The organism is Arthrobacter sp. Sr24 (genome assembly GCF_054511175.1).
Window position 1 is genome coordinate 105131 of sequence record NZ_JBTNDB010000001.1, and the last position, 16049, is coordinate 121179.

Genomic DNA, 16049 nt, shown 5'->3' on the forward strand with positions numbered 1-16049 from the left:
ATCAGGGCAGCACTCGATCTAAATAGGCGTTGCGAAACACCTTTTTGGGATCCAGAACATCCCGAACACTACAGAACTTTTCCATATCTGGGTAGAGCTCTAAAAAGTCCTTCGATTGGAGGAAATGCCACTTGCCCCAGTGAGGTCGGCCGGAGTGTGCTCGGAAGATTTCTTCGGCCGCACGGAAGTACTCCAAGGGCGAGGATTGCACATGCTGGTGGATGGCAATGTAGCCCGTCTCGCGGTGATTGGCCGTTGAGAGCGCAATGTCATCCGCGGCCGCAGTACGGACCTCTACAGGGAAGGAAATTTGCAGTCGGCGGCGAGTGATCATGGCGTCCAGCTCGGCCAAAACCGTAGGGACTTGGGTCAGGGGAACGGCGTACTCCATCTCCCTGAAGCGTACCGTGCGGTGCGTGGCAAACACCTTGTGGGAGGCATCGCCAAATTCCCTGTTGCCCGTCAGTTTGGCGGCCATCTTGTTGATGCCCGGGATCGCCGAGGGTACCTTGGCAGAAAAATTACACAGGGCCGAGAAGGCCGTGTTGGACACCAATACGTCATCCACCCAACGTGCGGCCGGCGACAACGCGCCTACTCCCTGCGGCAGTTCTCCGAGTGGATAGCGGGTGTTGGTTTTGGTCAGGGCCAGATCGGTGTGCGGAAACCAATAGAACTCAAAGTGGTCACGGGTGGCATTGCGCTCGGGGAGCGATTCCATGACGGCTGCCAGCGGCTCCGGCCGTTCCACGGCATGGAGCATGAAGGCATCTACGCACGCCAAGGTGACCTCAACAATGATTCCCAGGGCGCCAAGCCCCACCCGGGCCACCGTGAACAAATCCGGATTCTCGGTGGCCGAACAGTGCTTGATTTCACCGGTTCCAGTGACGATTCTCAAAGCCCGAACCTGAGTGGCAATGCCGCCAAACTTCAATCCGGTGCCGTGAGTTCCGGTGGAGATGGCGCCAGAAATGGACTGCTGGTCAATGTCACCCAAATTTTCCATTGCCAGCCCATACGGAGCCAGCAGTGCGGGAATTTCATACAGACGGGTTCCACCTGCCACGGTGGCCAATTTCATTTCCCTATCCACTCGCAGTAGTCCGCTGACGCCATCGAGGCGCAGCTGAACGCCGCCGGTCACCGCAATATCGGTAAAACTGTGCCCGGCCCCAACAGCCTTGATGGAGCTACCGCTCTCGGCAGCAGTCATGACCAGAGCCGAGACCTCGGCCACCGTGGCGGGCAGGGCCACGGCGCTAGGACGGCACCGCTGGTCCCTTGCCCAATTGCGCCACTCACTCATACGAACGCTTTCCCTTCCCCGCGGTAGGTGAGCGCCCTGCCCACCCTTTGGCCGCCGTCGAGCATCTCTAGAGCGTCAACATGCTCACAGATTTCCCCGGACTTGGCGTGCCGGAACCAGACTTTGTCGCCTATTTTCAGGCTGGCCGCCGCTGTCCCGCGCAGAGGGGTTTGAACTTCGCCAGCGCCCTCCGTGGGCACGAGCGATAACCCGGCAGGATATACGGGCACAGGAGAGCGGTCATGACCGGCGGGGCCGGAGGCAATCCAGCCGCCGCCCAGAACTGTGACCATCTCCGGTGCAGGTCGCCGGAGAACAGGCGCGGCAAATCCGACGGCGTGGGCTGGGGTGAAGCGCGAATAGCCGTCGAAGAGCGTTGGGCCAAAGAGCCCCGAACCGGCTGCCAGCTCTGTCACAGGAGGGTCCCCAGCGGTCAGTTCCAGGCTTCCGGTGCCGCCGCCATTGACGAATTCGAGATCGCAAACATTGCGTACGGCAGCAACGACGTTGGCTCGGCGGTCCATGATCTCGGACATGGAGGACCGCTGGATTTGTTGGAGTAGCTGTGACTTGGCTAGGTCTGCCACCTTGTTTTTCGTGTGTGGGGTGTCCTGCAGTCCGGCAATTTGTGCCTCATAGGCCATGATGCCCACGAGCCGGAAGAGCGGGGTGCCGCCAGCTCGGTGGCCGCCGATCGCTAATGCCAGGGCGAGGGCATCGGCGCCGGTGCGCACCGGGGAGCGGTACACACCAATGTGGCCTAAAGTCCGGCCGGCAACGGAGGGCCGCCATGACGCATCCAGATCTAGACACAGGCGGAGCGGGGCTGCCGGGCGGAGGTCTGCCAGCGTAGCCACCATCCAGTCCAGTTGCTCCGTGGAGTCCACCATCAGCGTGACGCGGGCGCAGGCCTGGGGATCGGCGGCCAGGGAGCGCAGGGCGGCGGCATCGGCGGTGGGATACGCCACCACAATGTCGGTGAAAGCGTCCGAAGGATCTGCAGCGAGCCACAGTGCTTCCGGCAGGGTGAATCCCAGGATCCCGGCAAAGCCTGGCTGGGCCAATACGGCGCACAAAACCTCTTTGCTTCGAATGGACTTGCTGGCCACCCGGATAGGCTTACCGGCAGCCCGGCGCAGCAGCGAACCAGCGTTCACAGATAGTGCGGCAACATTGAGGACAGCTAAAGGCGCGGACAACTCGGCGCACGCCGCATCGGCCTGCGCCCAGATGGCACTCTGCGCGCCGGAGTCCACCGCCGGCTCACTGCGCAGACCGCGCGCGACGGCCGTTTCAAGCAGTTTCAACATGATTAACCACCCTCTTAATTGCGAGTAATGCTCACTCTGTCACATGTGAGAGAGCAGATGCGCAGATGCGCAGATGAGGTCATTTTCGGCGCTCGCCGGATCGTAACTTGACGTGCCCCATTGAACCCGCAATAGTCACAAGTACAGGCCGCGAGGGAGAGGCAATCGATGATTTTCTCCTCTCCTGAACGTATGAACTAGGAGGCGCATGATGACCAGTCAAGAGCAATCACCGCAAGGCGCAGCGCACCAACCCATCCCCGCACCGACAGGAATTGTGGTCGGGATCGACGGTTCCAAGCAGAGCGATTGCGCTCTGATTTGGGCCGCAGGCCAAGCCAAATTACGCAAAGTTCCGCTGCATCTGGTCACCGCCTACACCGTCCCCATCTTCGCCGCATCAGGCCTTGATGGTGGCTACGCAACCGTGGACGACGACGTTATTCGCCAAGGTGCCGAGGCTGTCCTTCGCGAATCGGCTGCCAAGGTGGCTCACCTAGATATTGAGATGGATGCGCGGGTTGAAAACGGCGATGCCGCAGGGGTGCTGTTGGAGCTGAGCGAAACCGCTGAATTGCTGGTCTTTGGTTCACGTGGCCGCGGCGGTTTCATTGGCAGGCTTTTGGGGAGCGTCAGCTCCGCCCTGCCAGCCCACGCTGAGTGTCCCACGGTCACGGTGCCCCTGAGCTGTGCCTCACGGTTGGAAGCAGACCTAGAAGCCGGCACTGCAGTAACTGGCGCATCCAGTACTGACCTGGAAAAGGTTGTGACCGTGGGTGTGGATGGCTCGGATCAGGCCCGGTACGCAGTGCTCATCGCAGCCGAACAGGCAGAACGCTCCGGCTGCATGTTGCGGATCATCTGCGCCGTCCAGCCTTACACCGGATCACTGGCATGGATGCCCGCTCCCGTGGACCGAGACGCTTTGTTCGCTGAAATTCAAGAACAGTTGGACGCCGGCGAAAAGTGGCTACGCAACCATTTCCCGAAATTGCCCATCGAGGTCAAGCTGCTCGAGGGCTCCGCGGTTGAAGCGCTGGTCAAGGCCACTGAAACCACAGAACTGGTGGTCATGGGAACACGCGGCCGCGGTGGCTTCGCCGGGATGATGCTCGGCTCCACCACGGACGGGGTGCGGCACCACGCCAAGGGCCCGGTCATGGTGGTCCGGGACAGGGCAGACCCCCGCCAAGAGGACCGCTCAGCATTTGGCCCACTACTACAGGCCTGACGCTTCCGCCTATCGATGCTGACAGGTGCATGAAACGCCGTGAGCCGGGGGTGCTCTCCTTGTCGGAGAACGCCCCGGCTCACGGCGTTAACGCTGGCTGGTGATTAGTACCTAGCTGCGTACGGGTACAGGCTCATGTAGTTGGGGACCATGTCCGACAACCGTGTGACAGTCACGGGCTGGCTGTAGTTCAATGCCTGGACTACTTGGCCATTACCAATATAAATGGCCACATGGCTGAAGCGGCCATTGCCGTCCTCGTTGAAGACCAGTAGGTCCCCGTACTGCATCTGTGACAGTGGAACCCGCACGGGGGCATCCCAGAACTGGTCGGAGCCTTGGCGCGGCACATACTTACCAGCCGCAGCAAAGGCTTGCTGCACCAACCCTGAACAATCGAAAGCGTTGGGGCCGTTGCCGCCCCATTGGTACGGGCTACCAATTTTGGACATGGCGTAGTTGACCATGACCTGCGTGTAGCTACCCGTTGGGGGAGTCACAGGTGGTGCTACAGGAGGTTTGACGGGCGGCTTAACTGGTGCTGGCGTGGTGGGCGCCGGAGGTTTGGGCGCAGGCGCGGGTGCTGGTGCCGGGGCAGGCGCGGGTGCCGGCGGCTTCGGAGCCGTTGTGGGTGCCGGCGGCTTCGGTGCGGTGGTGGCCGGTGGCCTCGGTGCTGTGGGCGTTGTAGCTACCGGCGGCTTGGGCGGCTTAGGCGACGTAGAGGCTGGCGGCCTGGGCGCGGGCACTGCTGGAATGGCGGCAGGATTGTTTCCGGACACTGGTGGGCGGACGGGCGCCTGAGTATCTCCGGATGCTTCAATCTGCTGTTTCAGAGCTTCTTCACGGGCTTTCTGGGCCAAGGCGTCAACCCGGGCGCCTTCCAGTTCCACCGTGGTGTTGTGGAGGGTGGCAAGCCGTTTGAGGAGGATATCTCGTTGAGACTGGTTTTCGGCTACGACGGCGGACTGGGCATCGGCTGCACCCTGAGCTAAGGCTCGGGAGGACTCTGCTGCGGCTGTGGCTTGCTCGGCGGCTGTACTTGCTGCCAAGGCTTGTGCGTCCAAGGCGGCCGAAGTGGACGCTGCCGCTTCGGCTGATGCAAAGGTGTGGGCCCTGTTGGAACTCAGTGCCATGAGCGTGGAGGCCTGGTACAGGGCGTCATCACTGTCATCGCTGGTGAGCAGTGTCTGTACACTCAGCCCTACGCCACCGGACTTGTAGAGATTGCCTGCCAGCTGGCCCAACTCTTTTTTGGCCTTGCCATGCGCGCCCCGAGCAGCCTCGGCTTTAGCACCAGCGGTTTCGGCCTCGTTTCGCCGCTCTTCCAGCACCACCAATGCTTCCGTGTAGGCATCGCTGGCGCCCAAGGCAGCCATGCTGGTGGCCTGCAGCCGGTCATTGGCGGAGGAGAGGATGGCTTCGAGTTCGGCAGCAGCTGCCGCGGTAGCCGCTTCAGACTTCTTGGCCTGGGCGATCTCATCTTCACTGGGGATGGACGGAAGGTGGGGCTGCGGCGCAAACTTTACGAACGCCGTCGAACTTAATGCGGCCGAACTTATTGCACTGGCGCCAACTGCTGCCTGGGAGGCCGGTGCGGCGGTGACGGGAGAGATGACTGCGGCCGAAGCCAAGGTGGCACATGCCAAGACGGCCGTGCCGCGAAGCAAAAAGCGCATACTCATCCAAGGGCCTCACAGTGGGTAGGAGCGGTACATGGTGCGGTTCTCACGCCGCAGGCCGGAGGCTGGTGACTCACGGCGCATTTACACAGCTAACCCAGACCCTACGGCCAGACAGAACGCTTTGGCAACATGAGAAACACCATTCACCTGAACCACAACGGTGTCATTTAGCCCCAGCCCAGCTCGTGCAGCCGCTCGTCGCTGATGCCAAAGTGGTGCGCGATCTCGTGAATCACGGTCACGGTGACTTCGTGGATGACCTCATCGGGGCTCTGGCAGATGTCCAAAATAGGCTGGCGAAAGATGGTGATTCGATCCGGCAGCGAGCCAGCCTCCCACCAGGAATCCCTCTCAGTAAGTGGCGTTCCTTCATAGAGGCCCAGCAAGACGGTGTCAGGGTGCTCGCCTGGAGCCGGCTGGTAGTCGTCAGCGATGAAGATCGCCACATTATCCATTTCTGCTCTGATCCCGGCGGGGATCTGGGCCAAGGCGGTGTGTACGGCGGCATCAAATTCCTCCTCACCCATGCTGAAAGGAGCAAAGGAGGGAATGCCTGCCAAAGGATTGTGATGCATGACTCAAGCTTAGTGAGTTATTGGTACCCTCTTGGTGTCTTAGCCGTGTAAATGCTGGGCTCTTGCTCTGCGTGCAGGCGATTTTAGTGCTTGTTGGTGGTGTTTTTTCGGCTTTGATTTGGCTCCGAACGGAGATTGGGCGTTTTTTGGCGAATGTTCGTTTTGTGTTCTGAGCAAATAGGCCCTATAGTTTTTGGAGTCCACTTCGGACCAATGCGGTGGCAACAACGCGGAGGGTAAGAAGCTGACTTAGGCCCCCATCGTCTAGCGGCCTAGGACACCGCCCTTTCACGGCGGCGGCACGGGTTCGAATCCCGTTGGGGGTACTTGCGAGTGAGTGGTAAATCAGCTGGAAAAAGGCTGGTACGCTATAACTCGTGAAAATCACACGAGAGTGTTGATAGCAACAAAAGCAGTAAACGTATGGCCCTGTAGCGCAGTTGGTTAGCGCGCCGCCCTGTCACGGCGGAGGTCGCGGGTTCGAGTCCCGTCAGGGTCGCTATGGTTTTCTTGACTAGTGCAAGAAGATCTGGTGACGAGATTTTCAGATCACCAAGGCTCTGTAGCTCAGTTGGTAGAGCGTTCGACTGAAAATCGAAAGGTCACCGGATCGACGCCGGTCGGAGCCACCAGTAAGACCCCGAGGAATCGGGGTCTTTCTCGTCTTAACCCTCTTGGTTCCTCCGTTCCCTTTCTTGGGTTAGCCTCCTCGGGTCTGGTCTAGCAGGTCAGCCTCCGCGAGTCCTCAGATCTGGCCCCCTGGAAGCGATTTAGGGGGCCAGATCCGAGGTCTCGCGGTGAGACGTTTAGAGGTTGGCCTCCGTTTCGGGCACAGTTAGCCCCTCTTCAACCTCGTTAGCGGCTCAAAATAGTGTTTTATGCCACAATGGCCGTTAGGGGTCGGCTTCATAGTGGCTGATCGTGGGCTTCAAATTGGGGGTCACCTTGCGATTGACGCGAACTTTTCGGCGAGTGTTCTTTCTATTGGCGATCCTGCTTATGGGCTCTTTGACCGCCACCGGCTGCTCATTGGTCCCAGGTTTTAGTGATCAGGGCAGCGACTCCGGTAGTGAAGCTGCCGCGGACCAACCCCGCGACGTAAGTCCAGAAGAGACCCCGGGAACTGGCACAGACCCGGAAACCGGAACGGAAGCCGACGCCCTAGCCTCAGAGCTGGGCAAGCTGGGCGATCTGGGAGGCTTGGGCGGCAACGTCGAAGCTTGCCTGAGAGTGACGGCTGTGGTTAGCATCGGCAGCACCTTGGCATTTTTCGCGAAGATCGACCCGAGTGGCGAGAGCTCCAAGAAAATGGCTGATCAAGAGGCGGAGTCCACGAAAAAGGCTCCGCTTGAAATCAAGGCTGACCTGGAGAATCTTCTGAAGGTCATCAGTATCTAGGCCGTGGACCGCAAGGTCTGGAACGATGCCAATTTCGAAAAGGCCATGGAGCCCATTGGTGCCTGGGCCAAGAAAAATTGCGAAGGCGAGTAATCGCTCGGGGATAAATATGCCCAACAGCTGAGCAGTAGAGAATGCCAGTTGAGTCCTGCGGCGTTGCCCCCCAACATTTCGGTGAATAGGCTTACCGTAAAGGAAACAGAAAGGGCGCGTTGATGGACTCGCACAACAAAGCTTCACAGGATCCTGCCCCCGCCAACCCCGCACAGGGGGAAGGGCGAACAGTCATCGCAGAGACGGCTGTGGCCAAGGTTGTTGGCATTGCAGCCCGAAATGTACCTGGAGTTCACGCGCTCGGTTCCGGGGCCTCACGTTCCATCGGCGCCATTCGCGAAGTGGTAGGTGCCACGGATCTCACCCAAGGTGTCAGGGTTGAGGTTGGCGAATCGCAAGTGGCCGTTGACCTGGTGCTCATGGCCGAATACGGCTACCCGTTGCAAACACTGGCTAATTCGGTCCGGGCTGCTGTTTACACGGCTGTTGAAGAACTGGTGGGCCGGGACGTCATTGAAGTGAACATCGAAATCACGGATGTGTTCATCCCTTCCGCTGACGCTGAAAAACCCGCGCCACGGTCCCGTCTGACGGACCGTTTGAGTAGCGCCAAGTCCGCCGCCGGCGCACCCGCCGCCGGCGCGCCCGGCGCACCAGCGCCTGCGCGAGGTATCGATTCAAGAGAAGCCGAGGAGCAGCTGTGAATCTCAGTGTTGTCTGCGCAGCGTTTGGTGCGTTTCTGGCATTCATGGCGTTCGCCTTCGGCTTTTGGGGCTTTGTCATCAGTGCACTCTTCATCGCTGTCGGGGCCTTCATAGGCCGGGCAGCCAGCGGAAAACTTGATTGGCGCGGTGCTCTCGATGCGCTCACAGGCCGCCGATCGTCGTCGTGAGTGAGAAACTGGTTCCCGCGCGCGAGCTCGCGGGTCACAACCGCATCAGCACGCAAGCTTTGACCTCAGTTGCTAAGGCTGCTGCGGCGGAAGTTCTCGCCGTCCCGCCCGCCCAGGTGAGGGTGAACTGGAATGACGACGACGGATTGTTGGCGCTGTCTATTTCCTCCGCCATGGGTGCGCCCCCCTTGAGCGCGGTCAGCCGTGACCCTGCCCGTCTCGCTGCGTCCGGGGGGAGCATTCTTAGCCGGGCAATTGCAGCCAAAGCCAGCATCCTGAAACAGGTTGAGCATCTCAGTGGCTCACGCCTGAGCAGGGTCGACGTACGGATTTCTGGGTTGCTGCTTCGCGAAGACGGGAGGGTTTCATGAGCGGCCCATCTCAGGAACGCCCGCAGAACTTGGACCGGCACATTGTGCGGCGGGAGACCCATTCAGCGCGCTCCGGTGTCTCCGTCATCGCCGCTCTTGTGGTGGCTGCCCTCGCGCTGTACTTCCTATTGGAATCTGTGCTGGCTGCCCTGGGCCAGCCCACGTGGCTCGCCCGCCCAGGGACGATCCTGCAGTTCCTTGCTGATCTTCCCGGTGGCATCCCTCGAGTACTCCTTGGCTCAGCAGGGGCGCTGCTGGCTCTTTTTGGGTTGATTTTCTTTTGCCATGGCGTCCTGCCAGGTCGGCGTGCACGGCACGTCCTGAGCCATCCGCGGGTTGCCATCGTGGTTGACGATGAAGTGGTTGCTTCCTCCTTGGCCAAGGCTGCGCGCATGGCTGCGGGGGTGACCCGCGAACAGGTCATGGTGGTTGTTTCCGCCCGTCAGGTGCAGGTCAACGTTCGGCCCACCTCGGGGTCCGTCCTGTCCGAATCGCACATCAAGGGCGCTGTTGAGGCGCAGCTCGCGGACATGGGCTTGGATCCAGTTCCCACCGTGAGCGTGAAAATGGCTGAGAGTGGGGTGATCGGGATATGAACGGCACACCGAGGGGCCTGAATAGGTTCCTACTGAGCCTAATTGGCCTGGTTTTCATGATCGTCGGCGTTGGTGCTGCGGTTCTCGCTGCAAGCCCCGCCGCGGCCCGCTGGTGGCAGCGCTACGCACAGGCGGAACTGGATTGGTTGCTGGATCTGGAGGCTCGGACACGGCTACTGCTGACTTCACAGAGCTGGATATGGATTGCCGTGTCGCTCTTTTTCTTGATCGTGGTGATCGTGATGATCACCTGGATCGGCAATCAAGGTAAGGGCCGGGCCAGCACTTTGCTTGATTACCAAGGAAACTCGGACGACGACGGAGCTGCCGGCGCAGTTAAGCTCAGTTGCGCTGTGGCGGAGCATGCGCTGAAGAGCGCCTTGCTGGAACGCACGGATCTTGTGGGTGTCACAGTGACAAGTTATGACTTCCGCGGGCGGACGGCTATCAAGGTGCGCGTGTTGCCGCGTCAAGGGGTCTCGCCCCACTTGGTGTCCGGAGAAATTACCGAGCTAGTCGCGGCCTTGGATGAGCTGCTGGGCTTTGAAGTTCCGGTACTCCTGAGCATTGGAAGCGGCGCTAGGTCACGGTTCACTAAAGCCGAACGAGTCCGCTAGTCTCTTTTCATCATCCCCCTCGAGATTTTCTCGCTTGGGGCCCACGGCAACGCATCAGGGAAGGCATCATGACCGAAAACAATGCAGGCAACGGCGGAGCAGAAGCAGTAGACAAGGCTAAGGAATTTGCAGCTGACGCTGTGGAGAACGTGAAGGATTTCGCCGGCGATGCCGCCAGCAAGGCCAAAGATGTAGCGGCCGACGCAACTGAAAACCTGAAGGAATTCGCCGGAGACGCTGGCGAGAACATCAAGGAATTCGCTGAGGACGCAGCGGAAAACGTGAAGGAATTGGCTGGGGATGCTGTTGAGCACGCCAAGGGACTCGGTGCCAAGATCGCGGGCATCTTCAAGGGCGATAAGTAAATAACGCTAGTCAACACGCTTCACCCAAACCCCACTACAGCTCTTATTGCCTAGGCAGCCCAAAGAGATAGTGGGGTTTTTGGGTTCAGTTTGAACGTGCCCGCTGCCGCACAGGCATCCAACGGTTCGCTAGCCTGCGGTAGGCGGCCGCGGCGCCGGTGAGGTCCCCTTCTGCCAGACATTGCAACCCCATGTGCACGTCGGAGGGAGAATCGTCAGGGTGGACCCGTTGAGCCACCGGGCCGTAGTCCAACTCCACCACCCCAGCGTCATTGAAGCCGGCCAACCAGTGCCCTAGATCCTGGAGCTCCTCAAAGAGGTCCATTTCTGGAGCCATGGCGGCCAGCATGCCCAGGGTTCTTTCGACCCGCCCTAAGGCTGTGGCCACTGGTACCTGAATCCGAACAGTCAGGATGCGTCCGTTGGCCTCCACCACTTCCATACGGTCATTGGCATATACCAAAATGAACCAGCTGAAAGGGACGCCCCAGGTTGAGGTTCGGGTCTGCAGGGGCAGCTCCAGATGTTTTGCTCCGGAGGCATGCTCCAGCTGCCGTGTCCATTCCTCCTGCGGAAGGATTAGCGTTGCCAGCTGACTCAAGTTGCCGGTGAGGAGCTCGGTGGCGCTAGCAATGGAGCGGGCCACGATCTGGTTCGGCGCATACAAAGTCTCTTCCCCCTCACCCATGGTGAGCACGCGCACCCGGTCTCCACCCGGCGTTGGAAGTGGATTGGGAGTGGGGCGGCTGACCCGTCTGAGGGAGTCAGCCAATTCGCTGGCATCAACGCTGATTCCGTTCTGCTCAGGAGTCAGCAGGCCCTCTAAATAGGCGAATTCAGAGAGCGTATATGCCTCGCGGGGTAAGTAAATGCGGAGGCTGGAGACATAGGGAAGCTGCAGGCCGCCCAAGTACAGCCCGTCAGTCAAGACTCAGCCCAGTTCCACAATGACTGGAGCGTGATCCGAGGCGCCCTTGCCCTTGCGTTCTTCGCGGTCGATTTCGGCACCAATCACTCGGGCGGCCAGAGCCGGGGAGGCCAGCGTAAAGTCGATGCGCATGCCCTCCTTCTTGGGGAATCGCAGTTGTGTGTAATCCCAGTAGGTGTAGACGCCGGGGCCCGGGTGCAAGGGGCGGACGACGTCGGTGAAACCGGCCGATTCAAACGCCGAGAATGCTGCCCGCTCAGGTTCGCTGACGTGGGTGAGGCCTTGGGTGCGGAAATAGTCGATGTCCCAGACGTCGTCATCCTGGGGAGCAATATTGAAGTCACCCATAAGTGCGATCTGGGCGTCGGGATCTGCTGCTAGCCATCCGGTGGCTTGGTTCTTGAGCTCGTCAAGCCACTGGAGCTTATAAGGCATGTGCTCGTCGTCGAGGGCGCGGCCATTAGGGACGTAGAGGCTCCAGATACGCACGCCGTTGCAGGTGGCGCCGATGGCTCGGGCCTCCTGGACGGGATCCTTGCCGCCCTTCCCAAAGGCGGGCTGACCGGAGAAGGTGCGCTCCACGTCCTCGAGGCCAACGCGGGAGGCAATGGCCACCCCGTTCCACTGGCTGAAGCCAAAGTGGGCCACCTCGTAACCATTGTTTTCAAAGAGCTCCCAGGGAAAGTTCTCGTCCTTGCATTTGGTTTCTTGGATGGCCAACACGTCCGCGTCGGTCCGGCGCAGCCAATCCTCTACGCGGTCGGCACGGGCACGCAGGGAGTTCACATTCCAGGTAGCAATCTTCACCCCTCCAAGCTATCAAGTTAAGGGTCGTGAAAGTGCTCCGTACGGTTGTGTTGGGGCTTCTTGCGGGGCTGTTTATAGATGCGGCTGCAACTCCGCGGCGCCGCGGAGTTCCTGCGATGCTGATGCTGGTGCGGCGAAAACTGTGGGGATGGACACTATCCCAGTGCTGTCGAAACTGGCTAGGGTTACAAAGCTGTAACGCTTGCCTCGCCGCACAACTGCGGCGTCACAGCGTGTGAGATGTCGCTCGGATAGGGGCCGGACTGGCCATATTAAGCCAATAGCGAAATTGCCTCTGTTAGCGTGGGAAGCGAACCAGTAGACCGACAAGCCTGCGGGCAACTGCCATAAACGTGCGTGAACATGACGAATCATGTTTCCCCGGGGAGTGGCAGCCAGACACAGGCCGTCGAACTGGCGGTAGGGATAGCTTCCCGATTCTTGCTTTTAAACGGCGAGACCGTCTTTCCTTGCTGCCCCGGCCGGGGCGTGCGGGGGAGCGAAGAGTTTGACGCGTAACAACGCCTGCAGCACGAGATCACCAATCGCGCTCGTTTGGGCCACCGCCACAGCGGGCCCTGAACGTTCGTGTAGATGGGTACTACGTGTACGAATCCACGGACAACGTGACAATCGAGCCGAAAATTGGGTCCGAATCCGGGCACAAGCCGACTCAGAACGACAACGACAACGGGCATGACATTGCTTTGAGTGTCAGCAATCTTTACAAGGTCTTCGGCAAGCGACCCGCCGAAGTTATAAAGCGCCTCAAGGGCGGCAAGAAGCGTGAGGAATTGTCCGCGCTTGGAACGGCTGCCGTCATCGATGCCTCTTTTGAGGTCAAAAAGGGTGAGATCTTCGTGGTGATGGGGCTTTCGGGCTCCGGAAAATCCACGTTGATCCGCACCCTCAATGGCCTCTGGGCGCCCACCGAAGGCTCCGTTGTGGTGGGTGGAACTGATATTTCCAAGATCAGTGACAAAGAGTTGCGTCGTGTTCGGCAACAGAAAATCTCCATGGTTTTCCAGCACTTTGCGCTCATGCCGCACCGCACTGTCCTGGAGAACGCCGCCTACGCACTGGAAGTTCAGGGTGTGGCAAAGGCTGAGCGATCGGCCCGCGCCGAGAAGATCCTCAACCTGGTGGGCCTTGAAGGCTGGGGAGCCAAATACCCCAGCGAGCTCTCCGGCGGTATGCAACAGCGCGTTGGCTTGGCCCGCGCCCTGAGTGCCGAAACCGACATCCTGCTCATGGACGAGGCGTTCTCCGCGCTCGATCCGCTGATTCGCCGTGAAATGCAGGAACAGCTGGTCTTGTTGCAGTCGGAGCTGGAGAAGACCATTGTCTTCATCACCCACGATCTCAACGAGGCCATGTTCTTAGGTGACAGGATCGCCGTCATGCGTGACGGTGAGATTGTCCAAATCGGCACCCCGGATGAGATCCTCACCCACCCCGCCAATGATTACGTGGCCCAATTTGTGCAGGACGTCGACCGGACCCGTGTGCTCACTGCCGGTGGCGTGATGGAGCCTGCGCTTGCCGTGGTCAACCTGTCCGGCGGGCCCCGCAACGCCCTGCGCACCATGCGGGACTTGCAAGTTTCGGCCGCCTTTGTGGTGGACCGCCGCCGCAATTATCTGGGCACAGTGCGTGACCGCGACGTCATGAAGCAGGTGGAAGCGCACAGCTCCGATCTCTCTGCCGTGATTCGCGACAGCGTGGAGCCGGTCAGTCCGGACACAGCGTTGAATGATCTTTTCGGCCGCGCCGTGGAGAGTCCCATCCCCTTGCCCGTAGTGGACGACGCCGGACGGCTCGTGGGTGCCTTGCCGCGCGTGACGCTGCTGGCCGCCTTGGGCAACGTCCCCTCCACCACGGGTGAATTCCCAGTGGTGGATACGGCCGTGGCGCCCATCCCCGAACAAGTTGTTACGGCCGCGCTGGCCAAGACCGAAGGAGACGCATAGTGGAACCGATTTTTAGGATTCCCCTGGGCAAGTGGGTTGAAGTTGGGCTCGATTGGCTGACCACCACCTTCGACAGTGTCTTTGAACTCATCCGCAGTATTTTTGTTGGCGCCTACGACAGTCTTGAGTGGCTGCTGGCGACACCTCCGTTCTGGGCCATTATCGTGGTGTTTGCCGCGATTGCTTGGTGGGCGAGTGGGTGGAAACTCGGCGTGGGAACAGCGATCAGCTTTACCATCATCGTTGGTGTGAACCAATGGGAGAACGCCATGGCTACGCTGGCGCTGGTGGCCATCGCCACCATCGTGGCCGTGGTGATCAGTATTCCGCTGGGTATTTGGGCGGCTAGTTCCAACCGGGCTTCAGGGGTCATCAAGCCCATTTTGGACTTCATGCAGACCATGCCGGCCATGGTTTACCTGATCCCGGCCCTGGTCATGTTCCGGGTGGGTGTGGTGCCGGGCATCATCGCCACGATCATCTTCGCCATGGCCCCCGGCGTCCGTTTCACGGAACTGGGCATTCGCGGTGTGGATAAGGAAGTGGTGGAGGCCGGTCATGCGTTTGGGTCAAGCCCGGCACGCATCCTGTATCAAATCCAGCTGCCACTGGCCCGGCCCACCATCATGGCCGGCATCAACCAGGTCATCATGCTCTCGCTGTCCATGGTGGTCATTGCTGGCATGGTCGGCGCCGGTGGTCTGGGCGGTGACGTTGTCGCCGCCTTGAACCGCATCGACGCCGGTCTCGGTTTCGAAGCAGGCATCGCCGTGGTGATCGTCGCGATCTTCCTGGACCGCGTGACGGCCAGTTTCGGCACCAAGTCCACTAGCGGGGCCGGCAAGCGCCCAACCCGCAAAACCGACAAAAAAACCTCCACCAAGGTTGACGCGAACGCCTAGGTGGGACCGGATAACCGGCTTGAACGAAAATTTTTACAAACCAATCGCGGCAGCCATGAATTCTGGGCTGTCAATGAAAGGAATGAACAATGAACAAGAAATTTATGGGTGTTGTGGCCATGGCGGCAACACTAGCACTGGGCATGAGCGCCTGCGGATCCGGCTCAGATGAAGCGGCCACTGTGGTCAACGGTGACAAGCAAGATTTGAAGATTGTCGTGTTCAACGGCTGGGATGAGGGCGTAGCGGCATCCGAGCTATGGAAGGCGATCCTCACTGAGAAGGGCTACAACGTCGAGCTGGAAAACGCCGACGCGGCACCCGTTTACTCGGGTCTCTCCGCCGGCGACTACGACGTTGTGCTGGATACCTGGTTGCCCGTCACGCACAAGACCTACATCGAAGAGTATGGCGACAAGATGGAAGACCTCGGTGCATGGTACGACGACGCCAAGCTGACGATCGCCGTCAACGAGGATGCCCCCATCGACTCACTCGAGGAACTGGCGGCCAACGCCGACAAGTTCGGCAACAAGATCATCGGCATTGAGCCCGGAGCCGGTCTGACGGAAGCTACGACCAATGAGGTCATCCCGGGTTACGGCCTGGACAAGATGGATTACATCACCTCATCCACCCCGGCCATGCTTTCCGAGCTGAAGACGGCAACCACCAAGGGCGAGAACATCGTTGTTACCCTGTGGCGTCCGCACTGGGCCTACGACGCCTTCCCCGTGAAGGACCTGAAGGATCCCAAGGGCACGCTGGGCGCTGCTGAAGGCATCCACAGCTTCTCGCGTCTGGACTTCGACACGGATTACCCGACGCTTGATGGCTGGTTGAAGAACTTCAAAATGGATTCCGACACGCTGTCATCGCTGGAGAACGCCATGTTCAACGATGTCGACACCGACGACTACGCTCCGATCGTGGAGAAGTGGATCGGCGAAAACCAGGACTACGTGGACGGCCTAACCAAGTAACCCCCACTCCTCCCTGAGGACGCTATCGCACCAATGGTGTGATTTTAAGGAACGCTATC

16 protein-coding genes, 3 tRNA genes and 1 pseudogene are annotated in these 16049 nt (G+C 59.9%); 14 read left to right on the forward strand and 6 right to left on the reverse strand.

The features are described 5' to 3' along the window. Position 1: 1 nt before the first annotated feature. Entirely contained in the window at positions 2–1309 is a 1308-nt protein-coding gene (locus tag ACX80D_RS00525) for a D-arabinono-1,4-lactone oxidase (RefSeq protein ID WP_459320583.1), read from the reverse strand. Continuing rightward, a complete protein-coding gene (locus ACX80D_RS00530; protein WP_459320584.1) occupies positions 1306–2619 on the reverse strand; it encodes a type III PLP-dependent enzyme domain-containing protein in 1314 nt (437 codons plus the stop codon). The genes ACX80D_RS00525 and ACX80D_RS00530 overlap by 4 nt, the downstream gene beginning before the upstream one ends. Positions 2620–2830: 211 nt before the next feature. Here ACX80D_RS00530 and ACX80D_RS00535 point away from each other — a divergent pair, with 211 nt between their 5' ends. Further along, complete coding sequence (locus ACX80D_RS00535; RefSeq protein ID WP_459320888.1) at positions 2831–3850, forward strand: universal stress protein; 1020 nt, start codon at positions 2831–2833, stop codon at positions 3848–3850. A gap of 104 nt (positions 3851–3954) precedes the next feature. Here ACX80D_RS00535 and ACX80D_RS00540 read toward each other — a convergent pair whose 3' ends face one another. Both ACX80D_RS00540 and ACX80D_RS00545 read right to left on the reverse strand, forming a co-directional pair. Then, positions 3955–5532, reverse strand: coding sequence for a C40 family peptidase (locus ACX80D_RS00540; protein ID WP_459320585.1), 1578 nt, complete (start codon positions 5530–5532; stop codon positions 3955–3957). A gap of 167 nt (positions 5533–5699) precedes the next feature. Next, positions 5700–6107 carry a metallopeptidase family protein gene (locus ACX80D_RS00545; protein ID WP_459320586.1) on the reverse strand — a complete coding sequence of 136 codons (408 nt, stop codon included), beginning with the start codon at positions 6105–6107 and terminating at the stop codon, positions 5700–5702. Between the two features lie 253 nt (positions 6108–6360). On the opposite strand from ACX80D_RS00545, the gene ACX80D_RS00550 reads away from it, so the two are divergent. The 10 genes and pseudogenes from ACX80D_RS00550 to ACX80D_RS00595 all read left to right on the forward strand — a co-directional run bounded on the left by ACX80D_RS00550 (position 6361) and on the right by ACX80D_RS00595 (position 10400). Further along, a tRNA-Glu gene (locus tag ACX80D_RS00550) sits at positions 6361–6433 on the forward strand. Between the two features lie 99 nt (positions 6434–6532). Continuing rightward, positions 6533–6606 (forward strand) — tRNA-Asp (locus tag ACX80D_RS00555). 57 nt (positions 6607–6663) lie between these two features. After that, positions 6664–6739, forward strand: a tRNA-Phe gene (locus tag ACX80D_RS00560). Positions 6740–7106: 367 nt separating this feature from the next. Continuing rightward, positions 7107–7505, forward strand: a complete 399-nt coding sequence (locus tag ACX80D_RS00565; RefSeq protein WP_459320587.1) for a hypothetical protein — start codon at positions 7107–7109, stop codon at positions 7503–7505. A gap of 215 nt (positions 7506–7720) precedes the next feature. Next, positions 7721–8134, forward strand: a pseudogene (locus tag ACX80D_RS00570) (Asp23/Gls24 family envelope stress response protein); the annotation flags it as partial. Positions 8135–8259: 125 nt separating this feature from the next. Next, positions 8260–8451, forward strand: a complete 192-nt coding sequence (locus tag ACX80D_RS00575) for a hypothetical protein (RefSeq protein WP_459320588.1) — start codon at positions 8260–8262, stop codon at positions 8449–8451. Then, positions 8448–8822 (forward strand): hypothetical protein, encoded by a 375-nt coding sequence (locus ACX80D_RS00580; protein WP_459320589.1) that lies wholly within the window; start codon positions 8448–8450, stop codon positions 8820–8822. The genes ACX80D_RS00575 and ACX80D_RS00580 overlap by 4 nt, the downstream gene beginning before the upstream one ends. Then, complete coding sequence (locus ACX80D_RS00585) at positions 8819–9418, forward strand: DUF6286 domain-containing protein (RefSeq protein WP_459320590.1); 600 nt, start codon at positions 8819–8821, stop codon at positions 9416–9418. The genes ACX80D_RS00580 and ACX80D_RS00585 overlap by 4 nt, the downstream gene beginning before the upstream one ends. A gap of 56 nt (positions 9419–9474) precedes the next feature. After that, positions 9475–10035 (forward strand): hypothetical protein, encoded by a 561-nt coding sequence (locus ACX80D_RS00590; protein ID WP_459320591.1) that lies wholly within the window; start codon positions 9475–9477, stop codon positions 10033–10035. A 68-nt stretch (positions 10036–10103) separates the two neighbouring features. Then, positions 10104–10400: a hypothetical protein gene (locus ACX80D_RS00595; RefSeq protein WP_459320592.1), complete on the forward strand. Its 297-nt coding sequence runs from the start codon at positions 10104–10106 to the stop codon at positions 10398–10400. An 85-nt stretch (positions 10401–10485) separates the two neighbouring features. On the opposite strand, the gene ACX80D_RS00600 is transcribed toward ACX80D_RS00595, so the two are convergent. Together ACX80D_RS00600 and ACX80D_RS00605 are read right to left on the reverse strand one after the other, a co-directional pair. Next, on the reverse strand, positions 10486–11328 hold the full coding sequence (locus ACX80D_RS00600; protein WP_459320593.1) for a hypothetical protein: 843 nt from the start codon (positions 11326–11328) through the stop codon (positions 10486–10488). Between the two features lie 3 nt (positions 11329–11331). Continuing rightward, on the reverse strand, positions 11332–12135 hold the full coding sequence (locus ACX80D_RS00605) for an exodeoxyribonuclease III (RefSeq protein WP_459320594.1): 804 nt from the start codon (positions 12133–12135) through the stop codon (positions 11332–11334). Between the two features lie 701 nt (positions 12136–12836). Here ACX80D_RS00605 and ACX80D_RS00610 point away from each other — a divergent pair. The 3 genes from ACX80D_RS00610 to ACX80D_RS00620 all read left to right on the forward strand — a co-directional run bounded on the left by ACX80D_RS00610 (position 12837) and on the right by ACX80D_RS00620 (position 15990). Next, positions 12837–14105, forward strand: a complete 1269-nt coding sequence (locus ACX80D_RS00610) for a quaternary amine ABC transporter ATP-binding protein (protein ID WP_459320889.1) — start codon at positions 12837–12839, stop codon at positions 14103–14105. Beyond that, the gene (locus ACX80D_RS00615; protein ID WP_459320595.1) at positions 14105–15007 is read left to right on the forward strand and encodes an ABC transporter permease; all 903 of its coding nucleotides are present in this window, start codon (positions 14105–14107) and stop codon (positions 15005–15007) included. Before ACX80D_RS00610 ends, ACX80D_RS00615 begins: the two co-directional genes overlap by 1 nt. Positions 15008–15096: 89 nt before the next feature. Then, positions 15097–15990, forward strand: a complete 894-nt coding sequence (locus ACX80D_RS00620; protein ID WP_459320596.1) for a glycine betaine ABC transporter substrate-binding protein — start codon at positions 15097–15099, stop codon at positions 15988–15990. Positions 15991–16049: the final 59 nt, after the last annotated feature.